This window comes from Streptomyces sp. NPDC002386 (assembly GCF_053593175.1).
The window spans coordinates 379,227-404,033 of record NZ_JBSFBX010000003.1; the positions used below are offsets into that span (position 1 = coordinate 379,227).

Here is a 24,807-nt window from a genome sequence, read left to right on the forward strand (position 1 = left end):
TCCCGCGCACAGGAGTGAAATGGCCGTCAACCTGGTCAATGTCGAGAACGTCAGCAAGGTCTACGGCACCCGTGCCCTGCTGGACGGCGTCTCGCTCGGTGTGTCCGAAGGGGACCGGATCGGGGTCGTCGGGCGCAACGGCGACGGCAAGACCACCCTCATCCGGATGCTGGCCAAGGTGGAGGAGGCCGACTCCGGACGCGTGACGCACTCCGGCGGGCTGCGGATCGGGGTGCTCACCCAGCACGACTCCCTGGACCCGGCCGCCACCGTCCGCCACGAGGTCATCGGCGACATGGCCGACCACGAGTGGGCCGGCAACGCCAAGGTGCGCGACGTGCTGACCGGACTGTTCGGCGGGCTCGACCTGCCGGGCTTCCCCAAGGGGCTGGACACCGTCATCGGACCGCTCTCCGGTGGCGAGCGGCGCCGTATCGCCCTGGCCAAGCTGCTCATCGAGGAACAGGACCTCCTCGTCCTCGACGAGCCCACCAACCACCTCGACGTCGAGGGCATCGCCTGGCTCGCCCAGCACCTGCGCGACCGGCGCTCGGCGCTGGTGTGCGTCACCCACGACCGGTGGTTCCTCGACCAGGTCTGCACCCGCATGTGGGACGTGCAGCGCGGCGACGTGTACGAGTACGAGGGCGGCTACTCCGACTACGTCTTCGCGCGCGCGGAGCGCGAGCGGATCGCCGCCACCGAGGAGGTCAAGCGGCAGAACCTGATCCGCAAGGAGCTGGCCTGGCTGCGGCGCGGAGCGCCCGCCCGCACCTCCAAGCCGCGGTTCCGCGTGGAGGCCGCCAACGAGCTGATCGCGGACGTGCCGCCGCCCCGCGACAGCAGCGAGCTGATGAAGTTCGCCTCCTCACGGCTGGGCAAGACCGTCTTCGACCTCGAGGACGTCACCGTGCAGGCGGGCCCCAAGGTCCTGCTCAAGCACATCACCTGGCAGCTCGGCCCCGGCGACCGCATCGGACTGGTGGGCGTCAACGGCGCCGGCAAGACCTCGCTGCTGCGGGCCATGGCCGAGGCCGCGCGCTCCGAGGGCGAGACCCAGCCCGCCGGCGGGCGGGTCGCCGTCGGCCGGACCGTCAAGCTCGCCTACCTCTCCCAGGAGGTCGCCGAACTCGACCCCACCTGGCGGGTCCTGGAGGCCGTGCAGCGGGTCCGCGAGCGCGTCGACCTCGGCAAGGGACGCGAGATGACCGCGGGTCAGCTCTGCGAGACCTTCGGCTTCGGCAAGGAGAAGCAGTGGACGCCGGTCGGGGACCTGTCGGGCGGTGAGCGGCGCCGCCTCCAGCTCCTGCGCCTGCTCATGGACGAGCCCAACGTCCTCTTCCTCGACGAGCCCACCAACGACCTCGACATCGAGACCCTCACCCAGCTCGAGGACGTCCTCGACGGCTGGCCGGGATCGATGATCGTCATCTCCCACGACCGGTTCTTCGTCGAGCGCACCACGGACCGGGTGTTCGCGCTCCTCGGCGACGGCGCCCTGCGGATGCTGCCGCGCGGCATCGACGAGTACCTGGAGCGGCGCCTGCGCATGGAGGAGGCGGTCGCCGCCCAGGCCTCCGCCGCGGCGCCCAAGCCGGCCACGCAGGAGAAGAGCGCCGCCGACCAGCGCGCCGCCAAGAAGGAACTCCAGAAGATCGAGCGCCAGTTGGACAAGGTCTCCGAGAAGGAGTCCAAGCTGCACGCGCGGATCGCCGAGCACGCCACCGACTTCGCCAAGGTCGCCGAACTGGACGCCGAGCTGCGCGACCTGGCGGGCGAGCGCGAGGAGCTGGAGCTGCGCTGGCTGGAACTGGCCGAGGACGCGTAACCCGCAGGCAGGCGCACTTCTTCGGCGCGCGCGGCGTGAAAGTGCCGCGCGCGCCGTTGTTGCGCGCGCCGCGTGAAGAGGGCGTGAAGGCGCGTAACGGCGGCATCACAGCCCGGTTCTCCCTTGGGAACAGGCGTGGATCCAGGCCCCTGGGCTGTCGGTGCCGGGTGATAGAAAGAGCCGTCTGAGAACCGTATGAGTACGACCTGGGTCCGTGAGCGAACCTCGGGGCGTGGCTAAAAATCAGTGAACGAGGGGGAAGAGCGCTGATGACTCAGCCGCCCAACCAGCCGCCGCAGGGCGGCTTCGGAGCACCGCAGGACCAACCGCCGCAGGGCGGTGGATTCGGGGCCCCGCAGCCGCCGCCTCCGCCGGCCCAGCCGCCGCAGGCACCGGCCCAGCCTCCTCAGCCCCAGCCCGGCTACGGCTATCCCCAGCAGCCCGGCCCCTACGCCCAGCCCGGCCCCTACGGCGCGCCCGCGCCCGGCGCCCCGGGCCCCTACGGGCAGCCCCAGCAGGCCGGCCCGTACGCCCCGCAGCCCGGCTACGGCTACCCGCAGCAGCCGCCCCAGTACCCCGGCGCCCCCGGCGGTGCCCCCTACGGCGGGCCGCAGCCGTCCGCCGGCGGGAAGAAGACCGCGCTGATCATCGGTGCCGCGGCGGCCGCGCTGCTGGTGATCGGCGGCACCGTCTACGCCGTCACCAGCGGCGGTGACGACAACGGCAAGAAGCCGGTCGCCCAGCAGAGCGACGACGGCAAGAAGTCCGCCTCCGACGCGCCGGTCAACCCCGGCGACGGCAGCGGTGACGGCGGCTCCGACCCGGAGAACCTCAACGAGGGCCGCAAGCCCGGCGAGGCGAAGGTGCTCTGGTACAAGACGGCACCCGACGCCCCCGGCTCCGGCGCCGACGCACCCGGCATGTGGATCACCGGCAAGACCGCGGTGAAGGCGGCGTACAAGCAGCTCTTCGCCTACAACGTCGGTGACGGCAACCCCACCTGGGCCCCGATCACCTTCCCGCAGAAGATCTGCTCGGTCACCCCGCGGAAGTCGGCCGACGACAAGATCGTCGTGGCCTACATGAGCGGCGTCAGCGACCGCGCCAAGTGCAACCAGCTCCAGCAGGTCGACCTGGCCACCGGCAAGAAGGGCTGGAGCACCGAGGTCGCCGACGGCGCCCTGTTCGACAGCGCGATCAGCGTCGAACTGAGCGTCAGCGACAAGACGCTGATGGTGGGCCGCTCGCAGTCGGGCACGGCGTACGACCTGGACAGCGGCAAGAAGCTGTACGACAAGAAGAAGTACGGCGACGCCTGCTTCCCGACCGCGTTCGCGGGCGGCACGGGGCGGCTGGTCCAGGTGGCCTCCTGCAACGCGGGCGGCAGCAACGCGCACGAGGAGATCCAGGAACTCGACCCGGCCACCGGCAAGGTCAGGTGGACGCAGCCGGTCAAGAAGGGCTGGCGGGTCGCGCGGACCTACTCGCTGGAGCCGCTGGTGGTCTATCTGACCAACGAGAGCAAGAAGGCCTGGAACATCTCCACCTTCACCAAGGACGGCAAGTTCCGCTCCGAGGTCAAGGTGAACGAGAAGTTCGCGCCGCAGTGCGGCTGGGCGATCCTCGAACGCGACCTGCAGGGCTGCCAGGGCGTGGCCGTCGACGCCGACACGCTCTACCTGCCCACGAGCGCCACCAGCGGTGCCAACGAGATCGTCGCCATCGGTCTGGCCGACGGCAAGGAGAAGTGGCGTGTGAAGTCGCCGGCGGACGAGTCGATGTCCCCGCTGACGGCGGAGAACGGCAAGCTCATCGCCTACGTGGACCCGTCCTACGACGCGGGCGGCCAGATCGTGTCCGTGCCCACCACCGGCGGTTCGCACCCGACGACCAAGCTGCTGCAGAACCCGGCGGGCACGGCCCAGATCGAGAACGGCTTCTACGACGGTGCCGTGAGCTGGACCGACGGGCGCTTCTACATCTCCACCACCCGGCTGTCCGGCAACGACGACTCCAAGGAGAAGCTGATGATGGCCTTCGGCAAGTGAGACCCGGCCCTTCTCCCACCGTCCCCTCGCCGTCAGGCCCCGACCGCTTCACCGAGGTACCCCCGTCATGACCCAGCCGCCCCCGCCCCCGCCGAACCAGCCCCCGCCGCAGGGTGGTTTCGGTCCGCCCCAGGACCAGCCGCCCGCCGGCCCGGAGACTCCCGCCGACCCGGGAACCCCGGCCACCCCGGAGACCCCGCAGGGCCCCGCGACTGCGCCGGCGCCCCAGACGCCCCCCGGCCTGCAGAAGGGCCCGCAGCCCGGCTACGGCTACCCGCAGCAGCCCCCGGCACCCCAGGCCCCGCAGCCGCCCCAGCCCCAGCCGGGCTACGGCTACCCGCAGGCCCCGCAGCCCGGTTACGGCTTCCCGCAGGCGCCCCCGTCCCAGGCCCCGCAGCCGCCCCAGCCGCAGCCCGGCTACGGCTACCCCGGCGCGCAGCCGAACCCGTACGCGCAGCCGACCCAGCCCATGGGCCCGTACGGGCAGCAGCCGGGTTACGGATACCCGGGCGGACCCACCGTGCCGATGCCGGCGCAGCCCGGACAGCCCGGCGGAGGCGGCCGGAACAACACCGCCATGGTCATCATCGTCGCCGCGGTCGTCGCCATCGCGCTGATCGTCGGCGGCGGCATCTGGTACGCCAAGTCCTCCGGCGGCGACGGCAAGAAGGACGAGACCGCCAGCTCCAGCGGCGGCAAGGGCGGGACGAACGGCAAGGACGACACCTCCGGCGGCACGTCCTCCGGCAGCAAGGAGAAGGTGCCGGCGGACCCCGCGTCCAAGCTGCTCTTCCAGGTCGACATGCCCCAGACGAAGGACACCGTCGTCACCTCGGGCTCCTGGCTGACCAACTCGGTGTACGCCAAGAGCGGTGTCGCCGAGATCGTCGGTTACAACCCCGCCGCGGGCACCAAGATGTGGACCCTCAAGCTGCCCGGCCCGGTGTGCACGGCCAGCAAGCACGTCACCGAGGACAACAAGACCGCGGTCGTCTTCCAGCCGAAGATGCCCAAGAAGGGCTCCAGCGAGGGCTGCAGCCAGGTCGCCGCCATCGACCTCGACAAGGGCACCAGGATCTGGACCAAGACGGTCAAGAACGGTGACTACACGGCCAACCTGCAGAACGTGACGGTCTCTCAGCACACCGTCGCGGTCGGCGGCAGCAACGGCGGCGCCGCGTTCGACATCGGCACCGGCAAGGTGCTCTGGCAGCCCAAGCCGGAGGACACCTGCGAGGACGCCGGCTACGGCGGCGGCCCCAAGCTGGTCGCGGTGCGCAAGTGCGGCAGCTACGGCGAGCGCCAGCTCCACATCCAGACCATCGACCCGACGTCCGGGAAGGTCATCTCCGACTACAAGATGACCGCGGGCATCGAGTACGCCGGCATCGTCTCCACCGATCCGCTGGTGGTGGCCGCCGACGTCGGTGACAGCGCCGACGACGGCAGTGGCATCTCGGACTACTTCTCCATCGACAACAAGACCGGCAAGCTGCTCACCCGGATCTCCGCGCCCTCCGACACCTACTCCGGCCGCTGCGACAGCATCACCCGCGTCGAGGACTGCCGGGAGGTCGTCGCCGGCAACGGCAGGCTGTACGTGCCGACCGAGGAGCACGACGGCGACGGCGACTACAGCAAGACCAACGAGATCGTCGTCTTCGACCTCGCCACCGGCAAGCAGACCGGCCAGCGCGCCGAGGCGGGCGACGGCTACACGCTCTCCCCGCTGCGCATGGACGGCGGCAACCTGATCGCCTACAAGCACCCGCCGTACAACAAGGGCGGCCAGATCGTCACCCTCGGCGGACCGTCCTTCAAGGCGACCACGCTGCTGGAGAACCCGGCCACCGAGGACGTGCGCCGGGCCGAGACGACGATGCTGCCGGAGTACGCGGAGATCCTGTACGGGCAGGGCCGGCTCTACATGTCGGCCGTGTACGCGCACAAGACCACGTACGGCAAGGAGTACCTGCTGCTCGCGTTCGGCGCGGGCGGCTGACCGTCCGCCCCGGCGCGCACGCGGGCGCCGGGGCGAATGCGAGGGATTACCAGGGAGTGCCCCGGATTTCACTATCCGGGGCACTTCTCCTTCATAGGGGCAGCGCGACGTCGAACAAGCGTGTAGCTTCCGGGGGCATGAAGGGCGGGGTGCCGGGGGGCCCTCTGTCGTGGAGGACCGGTGGGCGTCCATAGTGGGGCATCCATGGGGAGGGCTGGGGGGTTGCTCAATGGGAGTGCGGCTCATGGTCGTCGACGACCATCGCCTGCTCGCGGAGGCGCTGGCGTCGGCACTGAAGCTGCGCGGACACCGGGTGCTCGCCTCGGCGGCGCCGGCCGCGGGCGCTGCGGACCTGGTGATCTCACGGGCGCCCGAGGTGTGCCTGCTGGGCACGGCGGCGCCGGCCGAGCCGGGGGCCTTCGACCCGGTGGCGAAGATCAAGCGGGAGCGGCCGCAGGTGGCGGTCGTGGTGCTGGGCCCGGTGCCGTCACCGCGGGGCATCGCGGCCGCGTTCGCGGCGGGAGCCTCCGGCTACGTACGGCACGACGAGCGCATCGAGGGTGTCGAGCGGGCGATCATGAAGGCGCGGGCCGGTGAGGCGGCGGTGGCGCCGCAGCTCCTGCAAGGGGCCTTCGCCGAGCTGCTGAACCCGGCGGCCCAGCCGGACGACGAGGGCCAGCGACTGCTGGAGATGCTGACGCCCCGCGAGGTGGAGGTGCTGGTCCGGGTCGCCGACGGGGAGGACACCCGGGTGATCGCGGCCGGCATGGGCATCGCACCGAGCACCGCGCGCACGCATGTGCAGCGCGTACTGATGAAGCTGGGTGTGGGCTCCCGCCTGGAGGCGGCGGCCCTGGCCGCCCGCACCGGCCTGCTGGACCGGGCGGGTCCGTACCTGGACGCCGACCCCGCCTAGGCGCCCGGCGGCCGGGCGGGGTGGGCTGACGGGCGGGGTTGGCCGCCCGGTGGCGCGGGGGACTGCGCGACCAGTCCCCACGCGTCCGCGGACGGGTTCGGCGATTACGCCGACTCCTTCTCCTCCGGCAGCCCCTTCGGAGGAAGCGGCGGCGGAGTGGGCCGCAGCTTCAGCCAGGCCAGGAAGAAGACGCCCAGCAGCAGCATGCCGATCCCGGTCCAGAGGTTGATGTTGACGCCCTGGGCCTTGTCGATGGCGGACTGCGAATCGGTGATGCCGACGATCGTGACGATGACGCCGTAGACGACGAACAGGCCGCCGATGATGCGGCGCAGGTCGAAGATGCGGGCGGCGGTCGCCGACTTGGTCTCGAGGTCGGTGACGTCTCGCGAGAGGTCGTCCTCGGTGTAGTGGTGGTGCCGGCCGGGGTGGTCGGGCTGTCCAGGCTGTTCGCTCATGATTTCCTCGGTCCTCCCGCGTCAGAACGAGAACGGGATGTAGCAGGCGGCGGCGATCACGACCGCGCCCCAGCCCAGCAGGGCAGGCTTGCGGTACCAGGCGTCGTCGCCCGGGGCGGACGGCTCGGCCATGCCGGGGGAGCGGGTGCCGTAGACCAGGCCCTGCAGCTCCTGCGCCGGCTTCGGCTTGGTGAACAGGGACACGGCGAACATGACGATCGCACCGGCGACGAAGCCGGCGATCGCGGAGACGAAGTTCGCGCCCTGGTCGGTGGGAAGGGAGATGATGCCCTTCTTGTAGAAGACGAAGTAGTTGACCATCGCGGTCACGGTGCCGGCGAGCAGCCCCCAGAAGCCGGACTTGGCGGACGCGCGCTTCCAGAACATGCCGACGATGAAGACGACGAACATCGGCACGTTGAAGAAGGAGAACAGCGTCTGCAGGTACGACATGATGTTCGAGAACGAGGACGCCAGGAACGCCGTGCCGACGGAGGCGCACACACCGACGACGGTGATCAGGCGGCCGAAGCGGACGTAGTACGCGTCGTCGCGGCCCGGCACCACGTACTTCTCCCAGATGTCGGTGGTGAACACCGTGTTGAACGACGACACGTTCGCCGCCATGCCCGCCATGAAGGCGGCCAGCAGACCGGTGACCGCGATGCCGAGCACGCCGTTGGGCAGCAGCTCCTGCATCAGGTAGGGGATGGCGTCGTTGTACTGGTAGCCGGAGGCCGAGGTGCCGAAGTTCGGGACGACCGCGGCGGCGACCAGGCCGGGGATCATCACCAGGAAGACGATGAAGATCTTCGGGTAGGCGGCGATCAGCGGCGTCCGCTGCCCCGCCGAGAGGTTCTTCGCGGACAGGGCGCGCTGGACCTCGGCGAAGTTGGTGGTCCAGTAGCCGAAGGAGAGCACGAAGCCGAGGCCGAGCACGATGGTCAGCCAGTTGGCGCCCAGCGGGTTGGAGCTGCCGATGCCGGTGCCGCCCCAGGCGGTGGTGAAGTTCTGCCCGTGCGCGGCGGTGAGCTTGTCGGTCAGTCCGCCCCAGCCGCCGACCTTCTTCAGGCCGAGGACGGTGATCGGGATGAGGGCGGCCAGGATCACGAAGAACTGGAGCACCTCGTTGTAGATCGCCGAGGACAGACCACCGAGCGTGATGTACGCGAGCACGAAGGCGCCGGCGACCACGATGGCGACCCACTGCGGCCAGCCGAGCAGGGCCTCCACCACGATCGCGAGGGCGTAGAGGTTGACGCCCGCGATCAGGATGGCGGCGAAGGCGAACAGGATCGAACTGAGCAGATGGGCGGCCCTGTCGAAGCGCAGCAGCAGGAACTCGGGGACCGAGCGGACCTTGCTGCCGTAGTAGAAGGGCATCATCACCAGGCCCAGGAAGACCATGGCGGGGATGGCGCCGATCCAGTACCAGTGCACGGTGTACGCGCCGTACTGGGCGCTGTTGGCGGCCATGCCCAGGATCTCGGTGGCCGCCAGGTTCGCCGAGATGAAGGCGAGGCCGGTGATCCAGGCGGGCAGCGAACGTCCGGAGAGGAAGAAGTCGAGGCTGGTCTTGACGGACCGGCGGGCCGCGAAGCCGATGCCGAGAACGACGATGAAGTAGATCGCCAGGATCGTGTAGTCCAGCCAGTTGGTGGGGAGCCGTAGCTCCGCCGCCAGATAGGTGGGGGCGTATGTGGGGGTTTGCATGAGAACTCGCTTCGTCGCGCGAACTGATCCAGAGCGGAACCTACGCCTCTGTGTTCAGCAATTGAACACTTCCGATGGTGTTCTTTGTTTGATTGTGATCGTGCGAGCTGTTGTCGGGTTGTGATCTGTTATGTTTGATTGTGTTGAGTGATTGGGTCCGGGACGAGAAGGAGTCCGGCGTGAAGAAGACCTCGACCCGGTTGGCCGACGGTCGTGAGCTGATCTACTACGACCTCCGGGACGACACCGTGCGGGACGCCGCCGACCGCCGCCCGCTGGACGCCACGGTCACCACCTCCGAGATCCGCCGCGACCCGCTGCTCGGCGACTCGGTCGCCGTCGCCTCGCACCGCCAGGGCCGCACCTACCACCCGCCGGCCGACCAGTGCCCCCTGTGCCCGACCCGGGGCGAGCGGCTCAGCGAGATCCCCGACTCCTCGTACGACGTGGTCGTCTTCGAGAACCGCTTCCCCTCGCTCGCCGGCGACTCCGGCCGCTGCGAGGTGGTCTGCTTCACCTCCGACCACGACGCCTCCTTCGCCGGCCTCGCCGAGGACCAGGCGCGGCTGGTGCTGGACGCCTGGACGGACCGCACCTCCGAGCTGTCGCATCTGCCCTCCGTCGAGCAGGTGTTCTGTTTCGAGAACCGGGGTGCCGAGATCGGCGTGACCCTTCAGCACCCGCACGGACAGATCTACGCCTACCCCTTCACCACGCCGCGCACCGCGCTGATGCTCCGCTCGCTCGCCGCCCACAAGGAGGCCACCGGCGGACAGAACCTGTTCGACGACGTCCTGGCCCGGGAACTCGCCGGCGGGCGGGTCGTCCTTGAGGGTGAACACTGGGCGGCCTTCGTCCCCTACGCGGCGCACTGGCCGTACGAGGTCCACCTGTACCCCAAGCGGCGCGTGCCCGACCTGCTCGCCCTCGACGAGGCGGCCCGCACAGAGTTCCCCCAGGTCTATCTGGAACTCTTGAAGCGCTTCGACCGGATCTTCGGCGAGGGTGAACCTCCGACGCCGTACATCGCGGCCTGGCACCAGGCCCCGTTCGGCGGGCTGGAGGAGTTCGACGGCGTGACGCGGGACGACTTCGCGCTGCACCTCGAGCTTTTCACCATTCGCCGCACTTCCGGCAAGCTGAAGTTCCTCGCGGGTTCCGAGTCCGGCATGAACGTGTTCATCAACGACGTGCCGCCGGAAACCGCGGCCGAGCGACTGCGAGAGGTAGCGAGTTCATGAAGTACCTGGTGACGGGTGGGGCGGGGTACGTCGGCAGTGTCGTGGCCCAGCACCTGCTGGAAGCCGGCCACGAGGTCACCGTCCTCGACAACCTCTCCACCGGCTTCCGCGCGGGCGTGCCCGCCGGGGCCGCGTTCGTCGAGGGCGACATCCGGGACGCCGCGAAGTGGCTCGACCCCTCCTACGACGGCGTACTGCACTTCGCCGCCTCCTCGCAGGTCGGCGAGTCGGTGGTGAAGCCGGAGAAGTACTGGGAGAACAACGTCGCCGGCAGCCTGGCCCTGCTCGGCGCGATGCGCGACGCGGGCGTGGGCAAGCTGGTCTTCTCCTCCACGGCGGCCACCTACGGCGAGCCGGAGCAGGTCCCGATCGTGGAGACCGCCCCGACCAGGCCGACCAACCCCTACGGCGCCACCAAGCTCGCCGTCGACCACATGATCACCAGCGAGGCGAACGCCCACGGCCTGGCCGCGGTGTCCCTGCGGTACTTCAACGTGGCCGGCGCCTACGGCACCCAGGGCGAACGCCACGACCCCGAGTCGCACCTGATCCCGCTGGTCCTCCAGGTCGCCCAGGGCCGCCGCGAGGCGATCTCCGTCTACGGCGACGACTACCCGACCCCGGACGGCACCTGCGTCCGCGACTACATCCACGTCGCGGACCTCGCCGAGGCCCATCTGCTGGCCCTCGACGCGGCCCGGGCGGGCGAGCACCTGATCTGCAACCTCGGCAACGGCAGCGGATTCTCCGTCCGCGAGGTCGTGGAGACCGTCCGCAAGGTCACCGGACACCCGATCCCCGAGGTCGTCGCGCCGCGCCGCGGCGGCGACCCAGCGGTCCTGGTGGCCTCGGCGGACACGGCCCGCGAGAAGCTGGGCTGGAACCCGTCCCGCGCGGACCTCGCGGGGATCGTCGCGGACGCCTGGGAGTTCGCACAGCACATCTCGAGGGAGCGGTAGTGGGGGCAGAGCAGGTCACCGGGCGTTTCACCGAGCTGTACGGCGCCGCCCCGGAAGGGGTGTGGGCGGCGCCCGGCCGGGTCAACCTCATCGGCGAGCACACCGACTACAACGACGGCTTCGTGATGCCGTTCGCCCTGCCGCACCAGGCCACGGCCGCGGTCTCCCGCCGCACCGACGGCGTGCTGCGCCTGCACTCGGCGGACATCGGGGGTGAGGCCGTCGAGCTGACGCTGGACACCCTCGCCCCGCAGAGCGACCGGAACTGGACGGCGTACCCGGCGGGCGTCGTCTGGGCGCTGCGCGAGGCCGGCCACCCGGTCACCGGCGCCGACGTCCACCTCGCCTCCACGGTCCCCACCGGCGCCGGACTGTCCTCCTCCGCCGCCCTGGAGGTCGTCGTCGCCCTGGCGCTGAACGACCTGTACGACCTCGGCCTGCAGCGGTGGCAGCTGGCCCGGCTGTGCCAGCGCGCCGAGAACGTCTACGTCGGCGCGCCCACCGGGATCATGGACCAGACGGCCTCGGCGTGCTGCGAGCAGGGCCACGCCCTGTTCCTCGACACCCGTGACCTGTCCCAGCGGCAGATCCCCTTCGACCTGGCCGCCGAGGGCCTGCGCCTGCTGGTGGTCGACACCCAGGTCAAGCACGCGCACAGCGGCGGCGAGTACGGCAAGCGCCGGGCCGGCTGCGAGAGGGGCGCCGCCCTGCTCGGCGTGGACGCCCTGCGCGACATCCCCTACGCCGACCTGGACGCCGCCCTCGCCCGCCTCGGTGACGACGCGGAGGTGATCCGCCTGGTCCGGCACGTGGTGACCGAGGACGAGCGGGTCGAGCGGACCATCGGCCTGCTGCGCTCCGGCGAGACCCGCGCCATCGGCCCGGTCCTCACCGAGGGGCACGCCTCCCTGCGCGACGACTTCCGCATCTCCTGCCCGGAGCTGGACCTGGTCGTCGACACGGCCCTCGCCGCGGGCGCCCTGGGCGCCCGGATGACCGGCGGCGGCTTCGGCGGCTCGGCGATCGTCCTGGCGGAGGCGGCGGACGTGGACACGGTGACGAAGGCGGTCCGCGAGGCCTTCGCCGCGGCCGGCTTCACGGCCCCGCGGGTCTTCGAGGCGGTGCCCTCGCAGGGGGCGCGCAGGCTGGGCTGACGGCCGGACGGGGCGGGGACCGGCCCGGATACGATCGGCCGGTTCTCACCCCAAGGAGCGAAGAACCGGTGACCGCCGTCCTCCCCCCTTCCACCACGACCGCCGGACCGCGCACCGCGCGGCTGCTGACCCGCTTCGAGGACGGTGAGCGGCTGCACGCCCTGCTCTGGCGGGCGGGTCCGGGGTGGCGGATGATCAGCAGCGCCGTGCTCGGCGGCGGTATCGGGGAGCGTGACTGGGTCCTCAACGCCCAGGTGGCGCACGGCTACCGGCGTACCGACCCGGACCGGCACCTGGCCGAACTGGCCGCCGGGGTTGGTGCGGCCGGACCGGGCGTCGGGCTGATGACGGCGGCGGACGTCTCCCGCCCCGGCCGCGCGCAGGACGGCGGGGCGGAGGCGGTCGTGACGGCCGGCATCAGCGTGCGCGGCTGGGCCGCCTCCCCCGCGGAGGGCACCGCCCTGCCCGCGCAGCCGGGCACCATCAACATCATCGCCGCCCTCCCCGTGGCACTGACCGACGCCGCCCTGGTCAACGCGGTCGCGACCGCCACCGAAGCCAAGGTCCAGGCCCTCCTCGACGCCGGCCACGACTGCTCCGGCACCCCCACGGACGCCATCTGCCTGGCCACCCGCACCCCGGCCCCCGGCGAGACCGTCCACCCCTTCGCCGGTCCCCGCTCCCTCTGGGGCGCCCGCCTGGCCCGAGCGGTGCACCGGGCGGTGGGCGAGGCCGTCACGACCGGGTGACGCCGGCGACTGCCGCCGGATGGGAACCCACCGTTCGTATTCGAGTCGCCAGGAATCCGGCCGCGCCTTCCGTACGGCCATCAGGTCACCGTTTCCGCGGACCTGAGCGCCTGGACGATCGACATCACCGGCCTGCTCCGATACAGCGCCGAGGACACGGATCGCCGCACAGGCCCGTAACGGCTGACTTTCGGCCACTGGAGCTCAGCGCTGAAGTACGCAGCCGCGTGCCGCACTTGGTGCCCGGTAACGTGCATGGCCGACGCGGCACCTTGCGGTGCACAGGAAACACGGGGGAGACACATGGCGTGGGAGGAGTGGGAGCAGCTGAAGGCCCAGGCGGCCGATCGGCATTCCACACGGATGCAGCTCAATCAGTATCCGGCTGATCGGGGAGGCGGCGGCAGCACCGCGGGAGATCTTGTGGCGGAGCACAAGGATCTCGAGGCCGTCGGCAAGGCGGCGCATGACCTGTTCGACGACTTCACCACCTACAGCGGACATGCCCGCGCCGCCTCCGAGGCGGCATCGGGCGGACTCAAGGGCGCCGGATTCGCCCTGGGTGGCGCGCTGGAGCATGTGACGCAGCGGTGGAGCGAGCAGACCAGAACGCTTGTCGAGGCCCAGGAGATGCACAGCGCGAAGGATCAAGGGCTGTACATGAGCGCCAAAGATTTGTATGCGATGCGCGACTCAGTCAACCAGCAGACGCAGTGGTCGACTGAGGATGCGCTCGCTCGGCATCATGTGAAGCTGCCCGAGGATGATGCCAATGATGTCGTTCGCAATGCTGTGAACGCGGGCTGGGACGCCAGCAGTGAGTATTTGAGTCACACGAAGGAGCGTCCCTAGTGGAGGATTCGCAGGAGGCTGGAAAGCAATCCTATGCATGGAAGAATGTGAGGGTCATATTTCTGTTCTTTGTGACTCTCGCGGTTTTCTGTGGCGCTGGATGGCTATTTCTGAACAAAGGCCTGTATCTACTGCCGGACGCAATGTGCGACGGTACTTTGCGGCGGGACGTGGTCAAACAGGTTCTGCCTCCGGCGCAGTCGGCCGACAGTGACTCCGACAGCCAGGGAGCAGGGGAAAGCCTCATCGTTTGGTGTGACGTCACCACCAGTGATGACGTGTCCCTCTCCGGGGAAGTGCGGGTCCAGTCCGTCTCCCGCGAACAATGGCTCGACTACTATCGAGGTTCTGGAGCGCAGCATCGGATCATCCGCGTCTCGGCGGACGGCGTGGAAGCTCTGGTCCAGATCGATGCCGGTGCGGACACGTCTTCGGTGTACGTACCCTGCGCTCTGCCCGGCCTCCGCGAAGACGATGCCCAGCAGCCCTTCGCGGTCGTCGGCGAGACCCGGATCCGCGGCCGTGCCAAGGCCACGGGCATGTCCTTGCGGCAGGCTTTGACCGACTTCGCCTACCGGCTCACCGAGCACGCCTACAAGACCGCCGAGTGCAAGCCCCCCCGCAGCTTCCCCAAGGAGCTGCCCCGGTACGAGAAGCGCTGATGAGGGACGACGATGTCCGGTCTGGTTTCGACGGGCGGGGGCGGGTCGAGTTCAGTGGTGGGGCGTCCGCGCAGGAGGGGGCCGAGCGGATTGCGTACGCGGTGGGGTACGAGTTGGTCCGCGTCGGGCGCAGCCGCGGTCCTGGCCGCTTTTCGGCCTTCCGGCTCCCGTCGCCGTGCGTCAGCCGAGCCGCTTAGTCAGGGTGTACTCCGTGAGGCCCGGCGGGTAGTCGGGGATCACGCACACCACGTCGTAGCCCTGTTTCTTGTAGAAGTCCGGGGCCTGGAAGTCCCAGGTCTCCAGGCGGGCGGTGGTGCAGGCGCGGTCGGTGCGGGCGAGGTGTTCGGCGTGGGACAGCAGCCGGGAGCCGAGGCCCGCGCCGCGGTGGCGGGCGTCGACCCACAGGTAGGTGACGTGCAGCCAGGTCGCCCAGGTGTGGCCGACCAGGCCGGCGGCCAGTTCCCCGGACTCGTCCAGCGCCCACACGTGCAGCGGGACGTCCCGCTCGCCGGGGGTTCCACGCAGGGCCGCGAGGACGGGGGATGCCGCCGTGTTGGTGTCCCGCAGCCGGGAGCGGAGCAGATCACGTCGGGCTCTGTCGACTTCCGCCTCAATACGAAACATGCGGCACACCATAAACGCGCCGGACGGCCAGTTCTGCGATTCGACTTCCGCCGCGTGCCCGCATCCGTACTCTGTGGAGCAACGCCGGTGGGGGCCGGTGCTGATCAGGGGGCGAGACAGACGGGTACGGCGCCCGCGGTGGGGGTAGCAGTGTCCGCAACGGCGATGGCCGTGCGGTCGGCGTTTTTCATCACAGGTGCCGGGTCCGCGCGCGTCGTCGTTCTCCGGACCTTGGTCGTCCCCTGCTCCACGCGGAGCCTGGGGAAGGGGGTTTCGTGGTTCGCATCCGAGTGCTGGTCGTCGACGACCACCGTATCTTCGCCGAGTCGCTCGCGGCCGCGCTGGCCGCCGAGCCCGACGTCGACGTCTTCGCCGCGGGCAGCGGCCCGGCCGCGCTGCGCTGCCTGGAGCGCGCGGCCGCCGAGGGCCGCCGTTACGACGTCCTCCTCGTGGACGCCGACCTCGGCGGCAGCCTGCCCGGCGTCCGCCCGGCCGTGCCCGTGCACGACGGCGACGAGGAGGGGCTGGTCGACGGGATCTCGCTGGTCGCGGGCGTCCGCTCGGCGCAGCCGGGGGTGCGGACGGTGGTCCTCGCCGAGAAGGACGATCCCCGCCGGGCCGCCCTCGCCCTGCAGGCCGGCGCCTCCGGCTGGGTCGCCAAGGACTGCTCGCTGTCCCGGCTGCTGACGGTGATCCGGGGCGTGCTGCGCGAGGAGACGCATCTGCCGCCCGCCCTGCTCACCGGCGTCCTGAAGGAGCTGACGGCCGCCCGCAAGCACCGCACCGAGAGCGAGCGGCTGGTGGAGTCGCTGACCCCCAGGGAGCGGGAAGTGCTGCGGTGCATGGTCGCGGGGCTGGGCCGCAAGGCCGTGGCCGAGCGGCTGTTCCTCTCCCCGCACACCGTGCGCACCCACATGCAGAACGTTCTCGGCAAGCTGGGCGTCCACTCGACGCTCGCCGCCGTGGCCCTCGCCCGCAGGGCGGGCGTGGGCCCGGCCGACCTAGCCGGGGATGTTGTCGAACGGGGCGGTCAACTGGCGTAGCAGTCCGGCGAGTTCGGCGCGCTGGGCGCGGGAGAGTTCGGCGAGGATCGCCCGCTCCTGCTCCAGCAGGCCCGCCAGTGCCTGGTCCGCGCGGTCCCGGCCGGTGTCGGTCAGCCGGACCAGCACGCCCCGCCGGTCGCTGGGGTCGGGCAGCCGTTCCACCAGGCCCTTCTTGGCGAGCCGGTCGATCCGGTTGGTCATCGTGCCCGATGTGACCAGGGTCTGGGTCAGCAGCTGTCCGGGCGAGAGCTGGTAGGGGGTTCCCGCGCGCCGCAGCGCGGTCAGCACGTCGAACTCCCAGGGTTCGAGCTGATGTTCGGCAAAAGCGAGCCGGCGCGCACGGTCCAGGTGCCGGGCCAGCCGGCTCACCCGGCTGAGTACCTCGAGCGGCTCCACGTCGAGGTCCGGGCGCTCCCGGCGCCACGCTGCGACCAGCCGATCGACCTCGTCCTCCATGGAGATCAGTGTAGTGGTTGTGTCGACATGAAGTCTCTTGATGTCGAGTCTCTTGACATCGAGACAATATTCTCGGGAGAGTGAACGGCATGACGACCCCCGGCTGGGACCCCGCCCAGTACCTCCGCCACGCCGGCCACCGCGCCCGCCCCTTCGTCGACCTCCTCGCCCGCGTCCCGGACCTCCCCTCCCCCCGGCCCCGCGTCGCCGACCTCGGCTGCGGCCCCGGCAACGCCACCACCCTGCTCGCCGGACGCTGGCCCACCGCGCACATCACGGGCTACGACAACTCGCCCGCGATGCTCGACAAGGCGCACGTCGACCACGAGGGCCCCACGGCCGGCGGCGGCCGGCTCGACTTCGCCCACGCCGACGTCCGCACCTGGACGCCCGGCGAGCCCCACGACCTGATCGTCTCCAACGCCACCCTGCACTGGGTGCCGGGCCACGCCGACCGCTTCGCCGACTGGATCGCGGGTCTGAGGCCGGGCGGCACCTTCGCCTTCCAGGTCCCCGACAACATCGACGCCCCGCTGCACGCCCTGATGCGCGAACTCGCCGCCGGCCCCCGCTGGAAGCCCCTCCTCGGCGACGTCCTGCGCTCCGAGGACTCCGTGCACACCCCCGGCGCCTACCTGGACCGCCTGGCCCGCCTCGGCTGCGCGACCGACGTGTGGCAGACGACGTACCAGCACGTCCTGACCGGCGAGGACCCCGTCCTCGACTGGGTCAAGGGCACCGGCCTGCGCCCCGCCCTGACCGTGCTCGCCGGCGACCCCGAGGCCCGCGACGCCTTCGTCGCCGAGTACCGCGACCTGCTCCGCGCGGCCTACCCGAGCACCCCGTACGGCACGGTCCTGCCTTTCCGCCGGCTGTTCGCCGTCGCCGTGAAGGGGGAGTGAGACATGCTCGTCGCGCTCGACCACGTCCAGCTCGCCGTCCCGCCCGGCTCCGAGGACACCATGCGGGCCTTCCACGCCGGTGTCCTCGGTATGACGGAGATCCCCAAGCCGCCGGTGCTCGCCGCGCGCGGCGGCTGCTGGTTCCGGGCGGGGGAGGTCCATCTGCACCTGGGTGCCGAGGACGACTTCCGACCCGCCCAGCAGGCCCACCCGGGGCTGCGGGTCACGGACATCGACGCCTGCGCGGCCCGGCTCACCGCTCACGGAGCGCCGGTCGTCTGGGACGGCGACCTGCCAGGCCACCGGCGCTTCTTCTCCGCGGACCCGGCGGGCAACCGGCTCGAGTTCCTGGAGCCCTGCCGGGACCCGGCGCCGGACGCCCCCTAGGCCTTCCGGTGCCCTATCAGCCGCGGCTTCTGCTCCAGGCCGTCCAGGCCGTGCCAGGCCAGGTTGACCAGGTGCGCCGCGACCTCCGCCTTCTTCGGCCGGCGCACGTCCAGCCACCACTGGCCGGTCAGCGCGACCATGCCGACCAGCGCCTGGGCGTACAGCGGGGCCAGCTTCGGGTCGAAGCCGCGGGACTTGAACTCGCGGCCCAGGATGTCCTCCACCTGGGTGGCGATGTCCGAGATGAGGGAGGCGAAGGACCCCGTCGACTGGGGGATGGGGGAGTCGCGGACCAGGATGCGGAAACCGTCCGTGTACTCCTCGATGTAGTCCAGGAGCGCGAAGGCCGCCTGCTCGCACAGCTCACGCGGATGCCCCGCGGTCAGCGAGCCGGTCACCATGTCCAGCAGCCGCCGCATCTCACGGTCGACCACCACCGCGTACAGGCCCTCCTTGCCGCCGAAGTGCTCGTACACCACCGGCTTGGACACCCCGGCCTTCGCCGCGATCTCCTCCACCGACGTGCCCTCGAAGCCCTTCGCCGCGAACAGGGTGCGACCGATCTCCAGCAGCTGCTGGCGGCGCTCGGCGCCGGTCATCCGGGTCCGGCGGGTCCGCCGCTGCTTGTCGTTGCTCGGAGTGCTGCTGGAGTCGGTCGCCACGGCGTCAATCATGCCGCCTCGGCTGCTTCCTTCCGGAGCCGGGAGTCTCCTTCACCGGTGTCGCGCCGCGAATCGATACGCGAGCGTGACGGCCAGCGCACGTCGTACGCCCAGCCGAGCAGCTCGAACCAGCGGATGAACCGCGCCGAGGAGTCGACCTGGCCGCGCATCACCCCGTGCCGCGCCGAGGTCGGGTCGGCGTGGTGCAGGTTGTGCCAGGACTCCCCGCACGACAGGACCGCCAGCCACCACACGTTGCCCGAGCGGTCCCGCGACTTGAACGGCCGCTTGCCCACCGCGTGACAGATCGAGTTGATCGACCACGTCACGTGATGCAGCAGTGCCACCCGGACGAGTGAACCCCAGAAGAACGCGGTGAACGCGCCCCACCAGGACATGGTCACCAGGCCGCCGATCAGCGGGGGCAGCGCCAGCGACACGACGGTCCACAGCACGAACTGGCGGGAGATCGCCCGCAGCGCCGGGTCCTTGATCAGGTCCGGCGCGTACTTCTCCTGCGGCGTCTGCTCCTCGTCGAACATCCAGGCGATGTGCGCCCACCACAGGCCCTTGATCAACGCCGGGACCGTCTCCCCGAACCGCCACGGCGAGTGCGGGTCACCCTCCGCGTCGGAGAACTTGTGGTGCCTTCGGTGGTCCGCCACCCAGCGCACCAGCGGCCCCTCGACCGCCAGGGACCCCATGATCGCCAGCGCGATCCGCAGGGGCCGCTTCGCCTTGAAGGAGCCATGGGTGAAGTACCGGTGGAAACCGATCGTGATGCCGTGGCACCCCAGGAAGTAGAAGAACACCAGCAGGCCCAGATCGAGCCAGCTCACCCCCCAGCCCCAGGCCAGCGGCACGGCCGCCACCAGTGCCAGGAACGGCACCGTGATGAACAGGAGCAGCGTGATCTGCTCGATCGAGCGCTTCTGCTCGCCGCCCAGCGTGGCGGAGGAGATGGAGGTGTCGTTGGCCTTACGGGCTTCGTCGATCACATCGGAACTAGAGGTCATGCGAGTCCCCTGTGGGGTCTAGGGTCGAGGCAGATGCCGGGCCGCCGGAACCGGCGGGGGATCGAGCGACCTTCCCTACGGTTCCGTAACCTACGGCATCGTAAGTATGTCAGCGTGCCGTCCGGCGGCAAGAGCCCGAGAGCCTGCGCGTCCGAGGGGACACCTATCCTTGAAGTCGGTCGGACAGCGCGGTCCGCTCTGATTCCTTCCCGGACCCCTCGGCCCGTATGCGGCACCCGCCGCGCGGTGGGCGGACGTCCGGGTTCCCTCCAGACGAGCTTCAACACTGCAAGGAGCCGCACCTGTGAGCAGTGCCGACGACCAGACCACCACGACCAGCAGCGAGCTGCGCGCCGACATCCGCCGGCTGGGTGACCTCCTGGGCGAGACCCTCGTACGTCAGGAAGGCCCCGAACTCCTCGACCTGGTGGAGAAGGTCCGCCGCCTCACCCGGGAGGACGGCGAGGCCGCCGCCGAGCTGCTGCGCGGCACCGAACTGGAGACCGCCGCCAAGCTGGTCCGCGCCTTCTCCACCTACTTCCACCTGGCCAACGTCACCGAGCAGGTCCACCGCGGCCGCGAGCTGCGCGCCCGCCGCGCCGCCGAGGGCGGCCTCCTCGCCCGTACCGCGGACCGCCTCAAGGACGCCGACCCCGAGCACCTGCGGCAGACCGTCGAGCACCTCAACGTCCGCCCCGTGTTCACGGCGCACCCCACCGAGGCCGCGCGCCGGTCCGTGCTCAACAAGCTCCGGCGCGTCGCCGCGCTCCTGGACACCCCCGTCCTCGACTCCGACCGCCGCCGCCACGACATCCGCCTCGCCGAGAACATCGACCTCGTCTGGCAGACCGACGAACTGCGCGTCGTCCGTCCCGAACCCGCCGACGAGGCCCGCAACGCCATCTACTACCTCGACGAACTGCACGCCGACGCCGTCGGCGACGTCCTCGAGGACCTCACCGCCGAACTCGAGCGCGTCGGCGTCAGGCTGCCCGACGCCACCCGCCCGCTCACCTTCGGCACCTGGATCGGCGGCGACCGCGACGGCAACCCCAACGTCACCCCCCAGGTCACCTGGGACGTCCTCATCCTCCAGCACGAGCACGGCATCAACGACGCCCTGGAGATGATCGACGAACTGCGCGGCCTGCTCTCCAACTCCATCCGCTACGCCGGAGCCACCGAGGAACTGCTGGAGTCGCTGAACGCCGACCTCGAACAGCTTCCCGAGATCAGCCCCCGCTACAAGCGCCTCAACGCCGAGGAGCCCTACCGGCTCAAGGCCACCTGCATCCGGCAGAAGCTGGAGAACACCAAGCAGCGCCTCGCCAAGGGCACCCCCCACCAGGACGGCCGCGACTACCTCGGCACCGGCGAGCTGCTCGCGGACCTCCGCATCATCCAGACCTCGCTGCGCGAGCACCGCGGCGGCCTCTTCGCCGACGGCCGCCTCGCCCGCACCATCCGCACCCTCGCCGCCTTCGGCCTCCAGCTCGCCACCATGGACGTCCGCGAACACGCCGACGCCCACCACCACGCCCTCGGCCAGCTCTTCGACCGCCTCGGCGAGGAGTCCTGGCGCTACGCCGACATGCCCCGCGACTACCGGGCCCGGCTCCTCGCCAAGGAACTGCGCTCCCGCAGGCCCCTCGCGCCCGTCCCGGCCCCCGTCGACGCCGCCGGCGCCAAGACCCTCGGCGTCTTCCAGACCGTGAAGAAGGCCCTGGAGGTCTTCGGACCCGAGGTCATCGAGTCCTACATCATCTCCATGTGCCAGGGCGCCGACGACGTCTTCGCCGCCGCCGTCCTCGCCCGCGAGGCGGGCCTCGTCGACCTGCACGCCGGCTGGGCGAAGATCGGCATCGTGCCGCTGCTGGAGACCACCGACGAGCTGCGCGCCGCCGACACCATCCTCGAGGACATGCTCTCCGACCCGTCCTACCGGCGCCTGGTCGCGCTGCGCGGCGACGTCCAGGAGGTCATGCTCGGCTACTCCGACTCCTCGAAGTTCGGCGGCATCACCACCAGCCAGTGGGAGATCCACCGCGCCCAGCGCCGGCTGCGCGACGTCGCCCACCGCTACGGCGTGCGGCTGCGCCTCTTCCACGGCCGCGGCGGCACCGTCGGCCGCGGCGGCGGCCCCTCCCACGACGCCATCCTCGCCCAGCCCTGGGGCACCCTCGAGGGCGAGATCAAGGTCACCGAACAGGGCGAGGTCATCTCCGACAAGTACCTCATCCCCTCCCTCGCCCGCGAGAACCTCGAACTGACCGTCGCCGCCACCCTGCAGGCCTCCGCCCTGCACACCGCGCCCCGCCAGTCCGACGAGGCCCTCGCCCGCTGGGACGCCGCCATGGACGTCGTCTCCGACGCCGCCCACGGCGCCTACCGCCGCCTGGTCGAGGACCCCGACCTGCCGACGTACTTCCTCGCGTCCACGCCGGTGGACCAGCTCGCCGACCTGCACCTGGGCTCCCGGCCCTCCCGCCGCCCCGGCTCCGGCGTCTCGCTCGACGGCCTGCGCGCCATCCCGTGGGTGTTCGGCTGGACCCAGTCCCGGCAGATCGTCCCCGGCTGGTTCGGCGTCGGCTCCGGCCTGAAGGCCCTGCGCGAGAGCGGCCTGGACACCGTCCTGGACGAGATGCACGAGCAGTGGCACTTCTTCCGCAACTTCATCTCCAACGTCGAGATGACCCTGGCCAAGACCGACCTGCGGATCGCCCAGCACTACGTCGACACCCTCGTCCCCGACGAGCTCAAGCACGTGTTCGACACCATCAAGGCCGAACACGAACTCACCGTCCGCGAGGTCCTGAAGATCACCGGCGAGGACGAACTCCTCGACGCCGCCCCCGCCCTCAAGCAGACCTTCTCCATCCGCGACGCCTACCTCGATCCCATCTCCTACCTCCAGGTCACCCTGCTCAAGCGGCAGCGCGACGCGGCCGCCGAGGGCGCCGCCGCCGACCCGCTGCTCGCCCGCGCCCTGCTCCTCACCGTCAACGGCGTGGCCGCGGGCCTGCGCAACACCGGCTGACCGCCCCCACCGCACACACGGGTGCCCCCGCGGTCGCACGACCGCGGGGGCACCCGTCCGTTCACCGTGGTCTCGGCGGTCTCAGCCGCGCCGCACCCGCCGGGCCACCAGATAGCCGCCCGCGCCGACCAGCGCCGCGGCGGCGGCCGACAACAGGCCCACCGGAGCGCCGTTGCCCGTCTTTGCCAGGTCGCCGGCGGCACCCTGGGCGGACGGCGACGAGGACACCGCCGGGGACGGCGAGCCGGACGCCGGCGCACCCGGCACCGAGCCGGACGAGGACGACGGCGAAGCGGCCGACGAGGAGCCCGGCACCGGAGCGGACGCCGACGCCGAACCGGACGGCGCGCCCGCGCCCCCCTCGGAGCCCGCGCAGTCCGTCCAGAACACCTTGTGCTTCGCCGCGCCCTTCTCGCCCTCGAAGTTCCAGAACAGCTTGTAGTGGCCGTCCGGCAGCGACAGATCCTCCGTACGGCCATGACCGCCGGCGTCCAGCGTGAGCGCGCCGGACTTCACGGTCGCGCCCTTCACGGACGCCGTCGGCGCCCAGGCCTCGATGTGCCAGTCGACCCGCTGCACGCCGTCGAAGCCGAAGGCGTCCAGGTAGAAGGTGCACACGTGCGGTTCGTTGCGGCGCGGTTCCTCGCCGGTCCGGGCATCGTGGATCTTTACGGTGCCGTTGTCACCGGGAGCGGTGGCGTGAGCGGCGGTGGGGACGGCGAACAGCGCCGCCGAGGCGACGGCGGTCAGAACGCCGACGCGGGTGGGGGTGGGCATAGGGCAGTCCATCTACGCGACAGGGACGGGAAGATGTGGAGGGGGCGGTTCAGCTTCCGGCCCGGCCCGACGCCTGGTCAATCACGAACGGACAACACACAGGGCCCCTACACATGTGAAGAACGGCCCAACCAAGTCACAGTGACACGAACGCCGCAGTCAGCAGCGCCGCACCCGCTCCGGCCAGCGCCCACGCCACCCGGATCCACCGCATGCCGCCCGCCACCACGACCGACGCCAGCAGCAGCGCCCCGCCGAACGGCACCCACGCGTACAGCACACCCGCGGGACCCGACCGCACCACGTCGGCCGACCCCGGCTTCACCACCACGTCGTACGTCCGGCCCTTGCGCACCGCGACCGTCCGCGCGATCTCCACGCGCGCGCGTGCCCCGGCCCCGGCGGAGGCCGGCGTGAACGGGCCGGAGCAGACGTCCTCCGCGCAGCCGGTGACCCGGATCGTGCCCCGCTCGCGCCCCTTGGTCAGCATCACGTGCTGCGCGGTCCCCCAGGACCCCCACACCCCGGCGAACAGGATCAGCACGGCTACGGCGCCCATCGCCGCGACCCGCCCGAACCGCAGCGCGGTCACGGAGGCCTGGCGGGCAGTGGTGGCTGAGGCGGGCATGGCGGGGATCATTGGCCATACCCCTACTGCCGGTCAACTCCGTTGGGAGCCAAGACCGGACAAGTCAGGAGTTGTAGGTGCTCTGCGCCCGCTCGAGCCCCTCCGTCACCAGGCACTCCACCGCGTCGGCCGCCCGGTCCACGAAGTAGTCCAGCTCCTTGCGCTCCGACGACGAGAAGTCCTTCAGCACGAAGTCCGCCACCTGCATCCGCCCCGGCGGCCGGCCGATCCCGAACCGCACCCGGTGGTAGTCCGCGCTCATCGCCTTCGTCATCGACTTCAGACCGTTGTGCCCGTTGTCGCCGCCGCCCAGCTTCAGCCGCAGCACCCCGTAGTCGATGTCGAGTTCGTCGTGCACCGCCACGACGTTCGCCGGCGGCACCTTGTAGAAGTCCCGCAGCGCGTTCACCGGGCCGCCCGACAGATTCATGAACGACATCGGCTTCGCCAGGATCACCCGGCGGTTCGCCGGCCCCATCGGACCGATCCGCCCCTCCAGCACCTGCGCCTGCGCCTTGCCCGCCCGCTTGAACTTCCCCCCGATCCGCCCGGCGAGCAGGTCCACCACCATGAAACCGACGTTGTGCCGGTTCATCGCGTACTCCGGCCCGGGATTGCCGAGCCCCACGATCAGCCAGGGGCCCTCTGCGGGAGTGCTCACGTCCATGTCTCCTTGATACGCGCCAGCCGCCG

The 24,807-nt window shown here is 70.8% G+C and carries 23 protein-coding genes; 14 read left to right on the forward strand and 9 right to left on the reverse strand.

The features are described 5' to 3' along the window. The first annotated feature begins 19 nt into the window (after positions 1–19). From ACWCPN_RS08890 to ACWCPN_RS08905, 4 genes are all read left to right on the forward strand, one after another. Positions 20–1,828, forward strand: a complete 1,809-nt coding sequence (locus ACWCPN_RS08890) for an ABC-F family ATP-binding cassette domain-containing protein (protein ID WP_451203625.1) — start codon at positions 20–22, stop codon at positions 1,826–1,828. A 269-nt stretch (positions 1,829–2,097) separates the two neighbouring features. Further along, a complete protein-coding gene (locus ACWCPN_RS08895; RefSeq protein ID WP_451203627.1) occupies positions 2,098–3,876 on the forward strand; it encodes an outer membrane protein assembly factor BamB family protein in 1,779 nt (592 codons plus the stop codon). Positions 3,877–3,943: 67 nt separating this feature from the next. Beyond that, positions 3,944–5,878 carry an outer membrane protein assembly factor BamB family protein gene (locus ACWCPN_RS08900; protein ID WP_451203629.1) on the forward strand — a complete coding sequence of 645 codons (1,935 nt, stop codon included), beginning with the start codon at positions 3,944–3,946 and terminating at the stop codon, positions 5,876–5,878. A gap of 229 nt (positions 5,879–6,107) precedes the next feature. Further along, positions 6,108–6,794, forward strand: a complete 687-nt coding sequence (locus ACWCPN_RS08905; protein ID WP_365126067.1) for a helix-turn-helix transcriptional regulator — start codon at positions 6,108–6,110, stop codon at positions 6,792–6,794. A 104-nt stretch (positions 6,795–6,898) separates the two neighbouring features. On the opposite strand, the gene ACWCPN_RS08910 is transcribed toward ACWCPN_RS08905, so the two are convergent. Together ACWCPN_RS08910 and ACWCPN_RS08915 are read right to left on the reverse strand one after the other, a co-directional pair. Further along, positions 6,899–7,252 carry a hypothetical protein gene (locus tag ACWCPN_RS08910; RefSeq protein ID WP_451203631.1) on the reverse strand — a complete coding sequence of 118 codons (354 nt, stop codon included), beginning with the start codon at positions 7,250–7,252 and terminating at the stop codon, positions 6,899–6,901. Positions 7,253–7,273: 21 nt separating this feature from the next. Further along, positions 7,274–8,965, reverse strand: coding sequence for a sodium:solute symporter family protein (locus ACWCPN_RS08915; protein WP_451203633.1), 1,692 nt, complete (start codon positions 8,963–8,965; stop codon positions 7,274–7,276). A 179-nt stretch (positions 8,966–9,144) separates the two neighbouring features. Between ACWCPN_RS08915 and galT the strand changes: the two genes are divergently transcribed. The 6 genes from galT (at position 9,145) to ACWCPN_RS08945 (ending at position 14,582) form a co-directional block, all read left to right on the forward strand. Continuing rightward, on the forward strand, positions 9,145–10,206 hold the full coding sequence (galT, locus tag ACWCPN_RS08920; RefSeq protein WP_451203635.1) for a galactose-1-phosphate uridylyltransferase: 1,062 nt from the start codon (positions 9,145–9,147) through the stop codon (positions 10,204–10,206). Beyond that, positions 10,203–11,165 (forward strand): UDP-glucose 4-epimerase GalE, encoded by a 963-nt coding sequence (gene galE / locus ACWCPN_RS08925; RefSeq protein ID WP_199210851.1) that lies wholly within the window; start codon positions 10,203–10,205, stop codon positions 11,163–11,165. Before galT ends, galE begins: the two co-directional genes overlap by 4 nt. Beyond that, positions 11,165–12,319, forward strand: a complete 1,155-nt coding sequence (gene galK, locus ACWCPN_RS08930) for a galactokinase (protein WP_451203637.1) — start codon at positions 11,165–11,167, stop codon at positions 12,317–12,319. Before galE ends, galK begins: the two co-directional genes overlap by 1 nt. A gap of 68 nt (positions 12,320–12,387) precedes the next feature. After that, positions 12,388–13,068 carry an adenosylcobinamide amidohydrolase gene (locus ACWCPN_RS08935; RefSeq protein WP_451203639.1) on the forward strand — a complete coding sequence of 227 codons (681 nt, stop codon included), beginning with the start codon at positions 12,388–12,390 and terminating at the stop codon, positions 13,066–13,068. A 303-nt stretch (positions 13,069–13,371) separates the two neighbouring features. After that, positions 13,372–13,920, forward strand: coding sequence for a hypothetical protein (locus ACWCPN_RS08940; protein ID WP_451203641.1), 549 nt, complete (start codon positions 13,372–13,374; stop codon positions 13,918–13,920). Next, positions 13,920–14,582 carry a hypothetical protein gene (locus ACWCPN_RS08945; protein WP_451203643.1) on the forward strand — a complete coding sequence of 221 codons (663 nt, stop codon included), beginning with the start codon at positions 13,920–13,922 and terminating at the stop codon, positions 14,580–14,582. The genes ACWCPN_RS08940 and ACWCPN_RS08945 overlap by 1 nt, the downstream gene beginning before the upstream one ends. Positions 14,583–14,762: 180 nt before the next feature. Here the strand turns inward: ACWCPN_RS08945 and ACWCPN_RS08950 are convergent, their stop codons facing one another. Next, on the reverse strand, positions 14,763–15,218 hold the full coding sequence (locus ACWCPN_RS08950; RefSeq protein ID WP_451203645.1) for a GNAT family N-acetyltransferase: 456 nt from the start codon (positions 15,216–15,218) through the stop codon (positions 14,763–14,765). A 263-nt stretch (positions 15,219–15,481) separates the two neighbouring features. Between ACWCPN_RS08950 and ACWCPN_RS08955 the strand changes: the two genes are divergently transcribed. After that, positions 15,482–16,249, forward strand: a complete 768-nt coding sequence (locus tag ACWCPN_RS08955) for a LuxR C-terminal-related transcriptional regulator (RefSeq protein ID WP_451203647.1) — start codon at positions 15,482–15,484, stop codon at positions 16,247–16,249. Here the strand turns inward: ACWCPN_RS08955 and tamR are convergent. Then, positions 16,208–16,705 (reverse strand): MarR family transcriptional regulator TamR, encoded by a 498-nt coding sequence (gene tamR / locus ACWCPN_RS08960; protein ID WP_069780386.1) that lies wholly within the window; start codon positions 16,703–16,705, stop codon positions 16,208–16,210. The genes ACWCPN_RS08955 and tamR overlap by 42 nt on opposite strands. 89 nt (positions 16,706–16,794) lie before the next feature. Here tamR and ACWCPN_RS08965 point away from each other — a divergent pair, with 89 nt between their 5' ends. Next, positions 16,795–17,607, forward strand: coding sequence for a trans-aconitate 2-methyltransferase (locus tag ACWCPN_RS08965; RefSeq protein WP_451203823.1), 813 nt, complete (start codon positions 16,795–16,797; stop codon positions 17,605–17,607). A gap of 3 nt (positions 17,608–17,610) precedes the next feature. Then, positions 17,611–17,994, forward strand: a complete 384-nt coding sequence (locus ACWCPN_RS08970) for a VOC family protein (protein WP_451203649.1) — start codon at positions 17,611–17,613, stop codon at positions 17,992–17,994. On the opposite strand, the gene ACWCPN_RS08975 is transcribed toward ACWCPN_RS08970, so the two are convergent. Then, positions 17,991–18,668 (reverse strand): TetR/AcrR family transcriptional regulator, encoded by a 678-nt coding sequence (locus tag ACWCPN_RS08975; RefSeq protein ID WP_250399399.1) that lies wholly within the window; start codon positions 18,666–18,668, stop codon positions 17,991–17,993. The two genes, ACWCPN_RS08970 and ACWCPN_RS08975, sit on opposite strands and share 4 nt — an antisense overlap. Next, a complete protein-coding gene (locus ACWCPN_RS08980; protein ID WP_451203651.1) occupies positions 18,665–19,672 on the reverse strand; it encodes an acyl-CoA desaturase in 1,008 nt (335 codons plus the stop codon). The genes ACWCPN_RS08975 and ACWCPN_RS08980 overlap by 4 nt, the downstream gene beginning before the upstream one ends. 304 nt (positions 19,673–19,976) lie before the next feature. On the opposite strand from ACWCPN_RS08980, the gene ppc reads away from it, so the two are divergent. Then, complete coding sequence (gene ppc / locus ACWCPN_RS08985) at positions 19,977–22,709, forward strand: phosphoenolpyruvate carboxylase (RefSeq protein WP_451203653.1); 2,733 nt, start codon at positions 19,977–19,979, stop codon at positions 22,707–22,709. Between the two features lie 81 nt (positions 22,710–22,790). On the opposite strand, the gene ACWCPN_RS08990 is transcribed toward ppc, so the two are convergent. The 3 genes from ACWCPN_RS08990 to pth all read right to left on the reverse strand — a co-directional run bounded on the left by ACWCPN_RS08990 (position 22,791) and on the right by pth (position 24,781). Further along, positions 22,791–23,486: an LPXTG cell wall anchor domain-containing protein gene (locus tag ACWCPN_RS08990; protein WP_451203655.1), complete on the reverse strand. Its 696-nt coding sequence runs from the start codon at positions 23,484–23,486 to the stop codon at positions 22,791–22,793. A 136-nt stretch (positions 23,487–23,622) separates the two neighbouring features. Further along, positions 23,623–24,126 carry a hypothetical protein gene (locus tag ACWCPN_RS08995; protein WP_365126034.1) on the reverse strand — a complete coding sequence of 168 codons (504 nt, stop codon included), beginning with the start codon at positions 24,124–24,126 and terminating at the stop codon, positions 23,623–23,625. Between the two features lie 52 nt (positions 24,127–24,178). Further along, positions 24,179–24,781 carry an aminoacyl-tRNA hydrolase gene (gene pth, locus ACWCPN_RS09000; protein ID WP_365126031.1) on the reverse strand — a complete coding sequence of 201 codons (603 nt, stop codon included), beginning with the start codon at positions 24,779–24,781 and terminating at the stop codon, positions 24,179–24,181. Between the last annotated feature and the right edge of the window lie 26 nt (positions 24,782–24,807).

Excerpts from the sequence above, each read along its gene's own strand:
- ACWCPN_RS08980 (WP_451203651.1), bottom strand. The coding sequence starts at position 19,672 with ATGACCTCTAGTTCCGATGTGATCGACGAAGCCCGTAAGGCCAACGAC.
- pth (WP_365126031.1), bottom strand. The coding sequence starts at position 24,781 with ATGGACGTGAGCACTCCCGCAGAGGGCCCCTGGCTGATCGTGGGGCTC.
- ACWCPN_RS08915 (WP_451203633.1), bottom strand. The coding sequence starts at position 8,965 with ATGCAAACCCCCACATACGCCCCCACCTATCTGGCGGCGGAGCTACGG.
- ACWCPN_RS08905 (WP_365126067.1), top strand. The coding sequence starts at position 6,108 with ATGGGAGTGCGGCTCATGGTCGTCGACGACCATCGCCTGCTCGCGGAG.
- ACWCPN_RS08890 (WP_451203625.1), top strand. The coding sequence starts at position 20 with ATGGCCGTCAACCTGGTCAATGTCGAGAACGTCAGCAAGGTCTACGGC.
- ACWCPN_RS08970 (WP_451203649.1), top strand. The coding sequence starts at position 17,611 with ATGCTCGTCGCGCTCGACCACGTCCAGCTCGCCGTCCCGCCCGGCTCC.
- ACWCPN_RS08975 (WP_250399399.1), bottom strand. The coding sequence starts at position 18,668 with ATGATTGACGCCGTGGCGACCGACTCCAGCAGCACTCCGAGCAACGAC.
- ACWCPN_RS08940 (WP_451203641.1), top strand. The coding sequence starts at position 13,372 with ATGGCGTGGGAGGAGTGGGAGCAGCTGAAGGCCCAGGCGGCCGATCGG.
- ACWCPN_RS08965 (WP_451203823.1), top strand. The coding sequence starts at position 16,795 with ATGACGACCCCCGGCTGGGACCCCGCCCAGTACCTCCGCCACGCCGGC.
- ACWCPN_RS08900 (WP_451203629.1), top strand. The coding sequence starts at position 3,944 with ATGACCCAGCCGCCCCCGCCCCCGCCGAACCAGCCCCCGCCGCAGGGT.
- ACWCPN_RS08950 (WP_451203645.1), bottom strand. The coding sequence starts at position 15,218 with ATGGTGTGCCGCATGTTTCGTATTGAGGCGGAAGTCGACAGAGCCCGA.
- tamR (WP_069780386.1), bottom strand. The coding sequence starts at position 16,705 with ATGGAGGACGAGGTCGATCGGCTGGTCGCAGCGTGGCGCCGGGAGCGC.
- ACWCPN_RS08910 (WP_451203631.1), bottom strand. The coding sequence starts at position 7,252 with ATGAGCGAACAGCCTGGACAGCCCGACCACCCCGGCCGGCACCACCAC.
- ACWCPN_RS08995 (WP_365126034.1), bottom strand. The coding sequence starts at position 24,126 with ATGATCCCCGCCATGCCCGCCTCAGCCACCACTGCCCGCCAGGCCTCC.
- ACWCPN_RS08895 (WP_451203627.1), top strand. The coding sequence starts at position 2,098 with ATGACTCAGCCGCCCAACCAGCCGCCGCAGGGCGGCTTCGGAGCACCG.
- galE (WP_199210851.1), top strand. The coding sequence starts at position 10,203 with ATGAAGTACCTGGTGACGGGTGGGGCGGGGTACGTCGGCAGTGTCGTG.
- ACWCPN_RS08990 (WP_451203655.1), bottom strand. The coding sequence starts at position 23,486 with ATGCCCACCCCCACCCGCGTCGGCGTTCTGACCGCCGTCGCCTCGGCG.